Source organism: Williamsoniiplasma lucivorax ATCC 49196 (assembly GCF_000518285.1).
GTDB classification, from domain to species: domain Bacteria; phylum Bacillota_I; class Bacilli_A; order Mycoplasmatales; family Mycoplasmataceae; genus Williamsoniiplasma; species Williamsoniiplasma lucivorax.
Window position 1 is genome coordinate 1 of record NZ_JADH01000019.1, and the last position, 11,194, is coordinate 11,194.

An 11,194-nucleotide genomic window follows, 5' to 3' on the forward strand; every position below is an offset into this window, starting at 1 on the left:
GTTTTGCACCTTTCATGATTTATCACCTCGTTATTATTTTACTGACAAAATCGAGTGATAAATACTTATGACATAATCGTATGATAATCACATTACAATTAAAAGATTTCCAATCTGAAATGTAAATGAAGCAATTTCTATGTTATAATAAGAACAACAGATTAAGATAGCACGAAAGTGCTATCTTTTTGTTTTTTATAATCATATTTAGTACTTGCTGTCTTTCTGGAAGAAGGAGAAAAAATATGGGAAGAGGAAGTTATATTCCAAATAAATTAGATAATTCATTAAAAATGAGTAAAAGTAAAGGTTGATTCACATCAAAAGATTTAATGTGTACACTCATTTTTGCTGGTGCTGCTTTTTTCTTTGGTTGATCGCTGAGCATCTTAGGAATCATCGCTCAAATTGTGATTGGAGTTGGAGTGTTTTTATTATTGATTTCATTGTTAATTCCAACTAAAACAGGAAGAAATTTACGAGTTTATCAAGTTATTTGAAAAACAATAAAGTTTAGTTCTGAAATAAAAGATTTTAAATTCAAAGGTAAAAACGATACAAGAGATCTTGTTGCATTTGAAAAAATTGTCAATGATGAAACAGAAACACCAAAAATTATTCAAACAAAGACAACAGTTAAAGGAAAGGGATATTACACCACAGCTATTAAGATTGGTGGGTATGATTTATTTCGTTTCTCAGAAGAAGAACAAAATATTTTAATTGATTCTTTACAAAAACTGTTTTTGAAAACAGAACTAAATTTTTCTTTAGTAAAAATAGATCGTCCATTAGATTTACAAGCTAATAAAAAGTTTTTGGAAAAATGTATTGAAGAAACCATCATCAACAGTGAATGAACAAGTTTTGAAAAAAAATCAAGAATTAAACAATTAAATAATTATGTTGCTTTGCATAATAGTGAAGATTCAATTTTTTCATCTAACAATATTGAAAGAGAATTTTATTTGGTGTTATATTCTGGAAATAAAACTAAATTATATAAAGAAGTTGCTTTGCTAGAACAGGATTGCAGTAATGCAAATTTAAAAGCAACTCATATTGAAGCATTTGAATTGGTCAATGTCTATCTAAATTTAGTAAATCCATTCGCTGAAAAATATACGAAAGAATATGTGATGCTGCATCAAGATAAATTAGATGAAATTTTATCATTCAACAACTTAAAGGTCAGTGGTAAATATTTAACAATTTTTGATCAAAAAGACAAAGAAGTTGTAAATAAAAATTATATTAATATCACTAATATTAAAGAATATCCTGCAAATCCATCGAGATCATGGTTAGCACCATTAGTCTTTTCAAATTCGAATTTCATAATGAATATTAATGAAATAAAGAACGAAGGAATTTCAAAAAAATTATCTCAACAAATTCAAATTTTAAGTTCAAATATTGTAACTCATTCCAATAAAGACTTAATTGGAAAATCTAAATTAGAAAAAGAACAAGAAATTCTTTGACATTTAGTAGATGATTTATCCTCTGGTGAAGAAAAATTAAAAAAAGTAAATACTTATGTTATTTCTTATGCAAATAATATAAAAACATTAAACAACTATAAACAAATGTTTTTCAAAAGTTTAAAAAATAACAAAATATTAATTGATGATATGTCGTTTTTACAAGCCACATCATTTGGTGGATCATTATTGAAACCAACAGATGAATATGGAAGTAAATATGGTATTCACATTCCATGTCAAGCCTTGGCAGAATCATTTCCATTTATTTCATCTGATTTAAGAGATGAAACAGGGACACCATTAGGTTTAAACGAACTTGGTGAACCAATTATATTGGATCTGTTTGTTAAAACAAATGAGAGAATGAATCACAATGGTTTTTTTACAGCATCTTCTGGTGGTGGCAAAACCACTGGATTAAAATTAATCATGGTTGGAGAAATCGCTAAAGGAAATCGAGTTCGTGCGATTGATCCAGATAATGAATATGGAGAATTAGCTAAATATTTTGGTGGAATTGTAATTGATGCAGGAACAGGTAAAGAAGGAAGAATTAATCCACTTCAACCCCAAATTCAATTAGTTGATAATGATCGTGATATTTTATCAAAAGAAGAAATTTTACAATATCATATTGAATTTTTTGAAACATGATTAAAAACCTTATTTGCCGATCGTCGAGAAATAAATGAAATGGCTCCATCAATCTCTTTTGCTTTAGGTGAATTATATCGTAGTTCAAAATACTCACGCGTTAAAAACATTACTGAGAAAAAACCTAGTTGGTATCCAACCTTTGATGAATTAATTGATTTTATTAAAGAACAACAAAGATTAAAAAACAAAAAATTTACAACAATAATTTTTGATGATTGTTTAACATTGTTAGAACAAAACTTTCAACAAACTGGAAAATACCACGAACTTTATAATGGAGCATCAGTAATTACTGCCAAATTTACAAAAGATGTTGTTGTTTATAACATTCAATCATTATTAGAAAAATCAAAAAATCTAATTCAAGCACAAATGATGTTAATCACTTCAATTATCCAAAATGAAGTTAAATTAAACCATTTAATGACTAATAAAAAAATGTTGGTTCTAATTGATGAAGCCCACTTATTAATTGATGAAAAAAATATGATGGCATTGGACTTTATTTATCAGTTGGTGAAACGTATTCGTAAACGTGCTGGAGGAGTTTTCTTGGCAACACAAAACTTAGAAGATTTTTATTCAACTCCAGAATTAGTCAAAAAAACTAAAGCAATTATCAATAACTCAATTTATGTGTTTATTGGTAAAACATTACCTGGTGGTATGGAAGCTGTTGAAATCATGTATAAAGCAATTGGTGGTTTAACAGATTCACAGCGTGAATTTTTATTGAGAGCTAAAAGTGGTCAATTTATTCTAAAAGTTGGACCAAATGATAGTTTCAATTTAAACTTTAATGTTTCACGTCAACTTGAAGAAGTCATTAAAGCAAAAGTAGACTTTAAAGAATAAGGAGAAAAGAAAATGAAAATTTTTATGCAAATATTAGCAGTAGTTAGTGTCGGAATGTTGGGAGCTTCGATTTATTTTTTAATTAAACGTATTCGTTTAAAAAGAACAACTAGACACATGAAAGGAACTAATCTAACGCTAAATAAATTTATTAAACAATCTAAAATGGATTTAGAAGATCAAAAAATTGAAGAACAAAATTCTTTATTTGAAGAAAACAACAATTATAAAATTTTACACAAAAAACTAAAATTACAATTTTGAATTTGTTTTGGCATAACTATTGGTTTATGGATTATTTTATTAGCTGTAGGTTTTGGGACTGGTTTTTATAAAGATTTTGGTAATTTTGAATCTATTGAAAAAGCCACAAAGGTTTTAACAAGTTATGCTTTCCAAATTTAAACACAATATTAAAAGCAAAAAACAATGATTTATATTTCTCTTTCGAACTTTGATATCTTTATTTTTAGCTTATTTAATTTTTCTTCTTATTAATGTTGTTTTGATCATCATAAATTTAATGGCTGAAAAACACCAATTGGGAATTGACCAAATTTTCAAAGAGTTTATGAATAGTAAATTTTATATACCAAAGATAAATTGAGCTTTTTACGGAGCATGTGGTGGTTTTGCTTTCTTTTCATTTTATTCTATTAAACAGGTTTTCTTTGCTAAGATAAAAATAAAAGATCATGTTTCTAAAACTGAGAGCGAAGAATATGGTGGTGCCAAGTGATTAATTGATGAACGAAAACCAAAAGAGGTAAATCTTGAAAATTTTGAAGAAGTTTATGCTAAAAATTTTGATAAACCTTCCTATTTAACAAGAACATCAACAACTAAAATAAACAGCAAAATAGTTTTAATGTATCATGGTATTTCAGTGAGAGAGGTTGTTCATCAAATTATTATTGGTTCGACAGGTTCTGGAAAAACACAAAAAACAATCTTACCGACAATTTGAACGAATTCTAGGCTAAAAGATTTTATTGATGAAAAAACTGGTGAAAAAATTAATAATAAACCATCTTTTGTCATCACCGATCCAAAAGGAGAAATTTTTGACACAACAAAAATGGATTTAGAAGCACAAGGCTATGATGTTAAAGTTTTAAATTTTAAAGATCCATTTAAATCTATGGGGTGAAATCCATTATCACAAACATTAAAATTTTATACACTTGCAATTACTTATAACCAAAATAACATCAAAAAAATTTTAAATAAGAAAGATGAAAAGTCTGAAAAATTACTTTTAGATTATGTAACTAAAAATTCCTGTTTAAAACATACTAAACAAAATTGTTCGGTTTGTTTTGATGAGTTTAAGGCAATAAAAAAGAAATCTTATTATTGAGTCGATACTTATAATTTAAGAATTATTTATAGTAAAGAAGAATTTGATAAATATTTACTTTCTCAAATTAAATATTTTAAATCTTTGGCATTTCAAGAAATCATCGACTTAGCTGAAACAATAATTAATTCATCTGCAACAAAAGATGCAATTTGACCAAATGGTGCTAAAAGTTTATTAAAAGGTGTGTTGTTTGCCATGTTAGAAATTAAAGAAAAAGATTTTGATGCTATTACAGAAAAAAATTTCAATATGGTAACAGTTCAAAAAATTCTAGCAAATAGAACCCAATTAAATGATTGGTTTAAACAATATGGTGCTAAAAACCCAACTTCTAATGCATGAACAACTTGTTCTGCTCAAATTGACTGTAGTGAAAATACCAATTCTTCATTCTTTAGTGCAGTTGCTGACGGAACCAGAATTTTTGCTGATGAATCTCTGCAAGATATTTTATGTAAAAATGATATTGACTTATTTTCAATGGCAAGTAATGATAAACCGACAGCATTATTTTTAATTATTCCTGATCAACGAAAAGATAAACATCCATTAGCTTCTTTATTCGTTTCTCAATTATATTTAGCTTGTTCATTTGTTGCTGATCGAAATCGAGTGGAACGAGGCAAAGAAGAATTAGATCGTGATTTAATGTTTTTATTAGATGAATTTGGGAATATGCCAGCAATTGCCAATTTTGACACCATTTTATCTGTGTCGCGTTCAAGAAGAATTTTCTTTACATTGATTGTTCAAGATTTAGCACAAATTGATAAAGAATATGATAAAGCTGCCACAACAATTAAATCCAATTGTTTATTAACGGTTTATTTAAAATCTGACAATGAAAAAATTAATCAGTTGATCGCTGAAAAGTGTGGAAAAGAAACTGTATTAACTAGGGGAATTTCTGATGATAAAAAACAATTAGAAAAATCTTCAACTTCAATGACTGGAAAAGATTTAATTACTCCTTCTGACTTATTCCAATTAACTAAAAAAGATAAAGATTTAGCAGCAGTACTTTATGCAGGAATGCAACCATCAATCACAAGGCTGAAACATTATTTCAAATTAAAAGAAGCAGGTGTTATGGAATTCTTTGGAAGTTTACAATTTGATTCAAGACCAAATCCTATAATTTATGGTGAGGAACACTTCTTTAATTTAGCTAATTATGGAATTACTAAAATGGATAATACAAAGTTCAAAACTTTTGGAAATCCAAATATGATGTCGAAAAATCTAAACGATGCATTAAACCAATCGCGACCCAAACCAAAAACTCTTGAAGTTTTAGAAATGACTCCAGCTCAAAAAAAAGAAAAGTTAAAAAAATTACAAAAACAGTTGTTTGATGCTAAAACAAGTTTAGATCCTGATGAAGATGAAATTATTCGTTTAAAAAAAGAAATTGATGCATTAGAAAAAGACAATTTCAATTAAAAATATTTGAATTATTGAAAATTGATTAGTAATTTATATGTTATAATAAAAATAACAGATTAAGATAGCACGAAAGTGCTATCTTTTTGTTTTTTATAACCATATTTAGTGCTTGCTGTCTTTCTGGAAGAAAGGAGTGTAATTTATATGCTAAATTTATATGCTAAAGGTGGCTTAAATTTTGAAGGGCTCACAAAAGAAATGAATGATATTTTGGCTAAATTCCTTACAATTGCTGGGGCAGTTCTTATTATAGCAACAGTTATCGGAATTTTAAGAATTGCTTTTCAGTTAAACAAAATGAATTCAGATGAAGATGTTGATGTAACGCAAAGAAAACAAAAAATTTGACAAATTGCTTGACTTTTATTAGCTTTAGGACTTGGTATTGGAGCAACCACAATTGGTAGCATTATGTGAGATGCCGTTAAAGGCTTACAAGACGCACCAATTCCAGGGGCAAAATCAGCTCTAATGTCAACAAGAAATTTAATTGATTTTAAAACATTAGTACACACAAATGTTTCATTGATTATTTAATGGACACAAAACAACAAAATCTATTCAAATAATGAATAGTAGAAAGGATTAAAATATGTTTGATTGATTATTCGACCTTATATCTACTGCTTTAAACAATGGTTTAATGGGTTTTGTTTTTAACATTATTTGAATGCTTTTAATTGGTCCACTGTTAATGCTACTTGAAGCTTTTGAACAATTGTTCATTTACTTGTCAGGTGATTTAGTTATGCAAGTATTGTTTGGGATTGGAACATTAAAAAATCCAGCCGATCCAAATGGCGGAGTCTCTAACACTTTTGTATGAGGCAATATTCCCACAGTCTTTTGAGCATTCCTCTTATTCTCGTTCTTATTAATGGGAATAATGTGGTGTGTCAATTATTGATCCATTGTGGTCTCGGACGACATGGATGTTAAACAGCGCATTGTCAAAGCAAGTAAATCATCTTTAATTGCCTTTGCAACAGCTGTGTTGATGCCAATTGGGATATTCTTATTATCCGCCTTTTCAATAATGATTATTGAAGTTTTATTATTGGTTTTAACTGGTGGTTCAGGAATTAACAATCCAAATAAAGCATCACCAATTGCTGGACTTTTATACCATATTGGGTCTCCTAATTGGGATGGAATTGTAGTAGTTGGGTCAGGAACAGCATTATGAAAACCACCAACTGGTTTAATCAGTGGTAATTACAATCTTTTAATTACAGTTGCAGCAACTTGTGGAATGTTTTACGGAATGGCTGTTGGCTTAGTTTCATTAGCAATGAAAACTTTTGAAATCTTTTGATTATTTATCAAAGGACCTGTGATTGCTGCAACAACAGTTATCGATGATGGTGCAAGATTAAAAATATGAAAAGAAAGTATTTTAAATAAATTCATGGCCATGGCTGTTGGATTATCAACATATTTAGCTTCCATTTTAGTTTTAAACTTAATTATCAAAATTAAACCAAGTCAAATAACAGGCGGATCTAAATTTTTAGATACAGCCTTTCTATTGATTATGATTTGAGCGGCTGCAGCATTTATTATGCTGGGGCCATCCCTAGCTTCTAAATTTACAGGTGGCGAATCTGCCATTGATAAATCTGCGATGGATGCAACAAAAGGTATTATCAAAGCATCAGGAGTTGGAATGATGGCGGCTGGAGCAATTGGTGCGAGAGCTGCTGGATCTTATGGTGGTTTTAATAAAATGAAACCTTGAGGTAAAGGTTCTGGTTTAAAAGGACGCTCTGCTGGAATGGGTGGTTCGGATCAATTAGGTGAAAGTGTTCTTAAAGATGAGGATGGTAATGTAACAGGATTTGCTAAAACAAATATGTTTGGTGCATGAAAAAATCGTTTTAGTATGGGTAAAAAAGCTGCAATGGGTGTTGCAGTTGTTGGTGCTGCTGTTGGAACTGGAGCTGCTGCTATTTTTGGAAATAAAGCTGCTAAAGCAAGGGTTGCTGGAGGAAAAGAAAAATTCAAGAAAGCAGCTCATCAAAAATTTGCTGATACAAAAGTAGGTACCAAATTTGATGCTGATGGTAATAAAATTAAAGGTCATGGAGAATCTGGCTATAAAGGTGATTATGAAACTCAATACAATGACACAATTCAAAGATTAAAATCTGGTAAAACTTTTACCAATGATAAAAACCTGGAGGAGGGCAGTGCTGAATATAACAAAGCACACAAAAAATGAACTAAACAACGCAAACAAGATATTAAATTTATGAAAGCTAATCCAAAACAAAAAGCAAATGCCAAAGATACCAAAATCACAAACCACATGAAGAATAAAAATGCTGAGCAAAATCGTCAACAAAGCAAATTTGAGAAAAAAAACAAAAAACAATCCGATCGCAACAAGAAACGTGAAGATAAAATTAACAAAAAAGTTGACAAGTCTAGATTCAAATCTTCATTTAAAAAATCTAAAAAATAAAAGTTAAATAGGAGCACAAATAATGAATAAAAATTTAACTAAAACACAAATTATAAGTAAAATTAAAACGATTCAAAATACAAATAAACAAAACACACCGTTTTGAATTGAATCATTGATCACTTTTATAGAAGAAAACTTTACTAATGAAATTATTAAGGTCGATGATATTGTAAGCAAAATTAATGTGTTATATCCAACTTCAAAAAACACTGGCAAAGAATCATCTTTAGTCACTTCTTGGTTTTGTGTTTTGAATGAAATTAAAACAACTAACTTAAAAAGCTAGTTGTGAATTTAAAAAAATTTTGAAATATTTTAAAAATTTGTTTTAGATCAATAGTCCCTAAAAGGACTATTTTTCTTGGAATTTTGTTTGAACAATATGATATAATTAAATTATATTTAGATATAAAATAAGGAGAAAAATATGTTTGGATTAGACTGAAATTCAAGAATGCAAAAATCTTTTGATAAATCAAAAGTCGCTTTTGAAGCGGGTGAAAAAAAATATGGAAGAGGTACATTTTGACGTTTTAATCGTAGTAGAGTTTGATTAGCATACTTGGTTTATAAGGATCTCCCACAAATAAAAGGTGTTGATCAAAAACTGTTTAATTTTAACAACTTCTTAGAAAAAACCAAAGAGAAAGATTTTCATGCTCCAAGCGGAGGTTATGAATCTGGAGGTAATGAAGACAGTGCTAAAAATAATTATATTATGTCTCCAGAAGTTCAAACATCTTGATATTGAGTTGTTGGTCTAGGAAAACCTTTGGGATCAGATTGAACTCCTGAAATCAAACAAAGCGGAGAAGGTATGAAAAAATACATTAAATCACGTCGTGATTACTTCGCTTTAGCTACACAGATGGCTAAAATTGAATATGAAATCATGTATGATTGATATCTTAAAGCTTTTTGAGCAATCAAAAAATGTGATTATAATGGGTATGTAAAAATTGCTAAAGGTTTTGTTCCATTGTTTGATCCACAAGATTTTGCAGAAGCGGGAATTGGTCTTGAAAATACTGGTACTACTATCGAAGAATTTGAAAAAAGTGAAATGTTCCAATGAATTATGGATGCTGCTTTAGGAATTGAAGGTGATTATATTACGGGTGGATGTCCTTTCTTATTTGATGTAGAAACAATTGTTCCTTATATTGTAGAAAGATTTACAATTAAAGAACCAACTAAAGAAGAAATTGAAGCTAAGAGATTGGCTGATGAAGCTCGTGCTAAAAAAGTTGATGATTTCTTCGCATCAATGAATAATAATTAATAGTCCATTTAAGGACTATTTTTATTAGGTAATAATGTGTGTTTTAGAATTTACACAAAAATCCGTAAAGACCCGAAAAGAAAAACAAACTTTAAATGTAATTCAAGTACGCGGCTGTTTAAGCTAAATGTTGGTATAAATCCAACTGTAGTTTACAAGCGAAAATGTCAGTAAAATCAAAAAATTAGAGGAATCTTTTTAATTTTGAATGTTTATTGAAAAAAATGAAGTTTGAAGCATGTCAAGGGCTTGGCATTTTTGGGACTTTTGTGTTTTCAAAAACATCTTGTGGCAATGTTTTCTTGTTGTGGTAAAGTAATTCATCATTAGTTAATCTTAAAAAATAAATGCGATTATTGTGCGAACAGTATAGCTGACCACTAACTGTTTCCATGACCATAATTTTAGTTTTGGCCATAATATATAAAGGTTCGAATTTTTCACAAATGAAATACTTATTCCCGTTGTAAAGAATTGTATGATCTTGGCTAACAATTCTAATTGATCGTTTAGAAAAAATAATTTCTGAATCCGCTTCATATTTAGTAATTTTTGAACTAGTATAATTAATAGGGGTGCTAAACTTTTCATTATATAAGTTAATCAACTCATTAATTCTTAAGTTCGCCTCATCAATTGTGGAAATATTTCATTCTCTTAAAAGTGGAATTCAACGGTTTTTAAGAGTTCTTCACAACCTTTCAATATGTGGTTTTTCTTGGGAAATAGAAGTTGTTTTAGTAGTAATTCCCAAGCCGTGAAAAATAAATTGCAATTGAGTTCGAGATTCACTATTTGTAGTGTAATCTCGATTTTTTGATGAACTAAATGTGTTTCTATTATCAGAAATAATCAACTCAGGTAGGCCATATTTTTCAAAAGCATAACGAAATACCTTAAAATAAGCCTCATTTGTTTCTTGTTTGTCAAAATATGCTGCAATAATTCGTTTTGTCGATACATCGATAATTCCGTGTAAGTGTATTTTTTCATTGCTTAGTCATATTTCTTGACAAGCATCAACTTCTCAAACTTCACCAAATCCCTCCGCTCGTTTTTGTGCTGGATGAGGGTGAGGGTCAATGCTTGGTAATTCTGGGTTTTGCTCTTCAATTTTTAAATCTTCTTTATTGGTATGGTTTTTTAACTCTCATCATAATTTTTTTATCCTTTTTTTAGTCTTTTTATGAGATAAATTAGTAATTATTAAATTATCCATAAAAAATTTATGCAATCATCCATAACTCACATCGATTCCATGATTTTTTTTCAAATTTTCTTTGAATAACAAAATACTATTGTCATAATATTTTGTTTCATAGAGTTCTTTTATTTCATTTTTTTGCAAACTGGTAATTTTATTTGACGGAATTTTGCCACGATTTTTATGGGCAAAACCATCAATGCCTTCTTTTCGGAAAATGGCTAATTTACGGTAAAGTTGGCGTTCAGAAACACCGCTTCTTCTAATTGCTAATTTTAATGGTATTTTATTTTGTTCAAAATCTTTTATAACTTTGTATATTTCTTTTTCTTTCATGTTAAGTTTTGCACCTTTCATGATTTATCACCTCGTTATTATTTTACTGACAAAATCGAGTGATAAATACTTATGACATAATCGTATGATAATCACA

General features: G+C 28.9%; 8 protein-coding genes. 7 read left to right on the forward strand and 1 reads right to left on the reverse strand.

Features of this window, described 5'->3' with window-relative positions; translation table 4 throughout:
- Nucleotides 1-245 precede the first annotated feature (245 nt).
- The 7 genes from P695_RS0104465 to P695_RS0104495 all read left to right on the forward strand — a co-directional run bounded on the left by P695_RS0104465 (nt 246) and on the right by P695_RS0104495 (nt 9,557).
- Nucleotides 246-2,999 carry an Mbov_0397 family ICE element conjugal transfer ATPase gene (locus P695_RS0104465; RefSeq protein ID WP_028127039.1) on the forward strand — a complete coding sequence of 918 codons (2,754 nt, stop codon included), beginning with the start codon at nt 246-248 and terminating at the stop codon, nt 2,997-2,999.
- Between the two features lie 12 nt (nt 3,000-3,011).
- The gene (locus tag P695_RS0104470) at nt 3,012-3,404 is read left to right on the forward strand and encodes a hypothetical protein (protein ID WP_028127040.1); all 393 of its coding nucleotides are present in this window, start codon (nt 3,012-3,014) and stop codon (nt 3,402-3,404) included.
- A gap of 118 nt (nt 3,405-3,522) precedes the next feature.
- The gene (locus tag P695_RS0104475) at nt 3,523-5,805 is read left to right on the forward strand and encodes a type IV secretory system conjugative DNA transfer family protein (protein ID WP_169728743.1); all 2,283 of its coding nucleotides are present in this window, start codon (nt 3,523-3,525) and stop codon (nt 5,803-5,805) included.
- 147 nt (nt 5,806-5,952) lie between these two features.
- On the forward strand, nt 5,953-6,345 hold the full coding sequence (locus P695_RS0104480) for a hypothetical protein (protein ID WP_028127042.1): 393 nt from the start codon (nt 5,953-5,955) through the stop codon (nt 6,343-6,345).
- 55 nt (nt 6,346-6,400) lie between these two features.
- Complete coding sequence (locus P695_RS0104485) at nt 6,401-8,272, forward strand: Mbov_0396 family ICE element transmembrane protein (RefSeq protein WP_028127043.1); 1,872 nt, start codon at nt 6,401-6,403, stop codon at nt 8,270-8,272.
- 22 nt (nt 8,273-8,294) lie between these two features.
- Nucleotides 8,295-8,561 carry a hypothetical protein gene (locus tag P695_RS0104490; protein WP_028127044.1) on the forward strand — a complete coding sequence of 89 codons (267 nt, stop codon included), beginning with the start codon at nt 8,295-8,297 and terminating at the stop codon, nt 8,559-8,561.
- A 141-nt stretch (nt 8,562-8,702) separates the two neighbouring features.
- Nucleotides 8,703-9,557, forward strand: coding sequence for a hypothetical protein (locus P695_RS0104495; RefSeq protein WP_028127045.1), 855 nt, complete (start codon nt 8,703-8,705; stop codon nt 9,555-9,557).
- A gap of 184 nt (nt 9,558-9,741) precedes the next feature.
- Here the strand turns inward: P695_RS0104495 and P695_RS0104500 are convergent, their stop codons facing one another.
- A complete protein-coding gene (locus tag P695_RS0104500) occupies nt 9,742-11,118 on the reverse strand; it encodes a DDE-type integrase/transposase/recombinase (RefSeq protein WP_028127046.1) in 1,377 nt (458 codons plus the stop codon).
- Nucleotides 11,119-11,194: the final 76 nt, after the last annotated feature.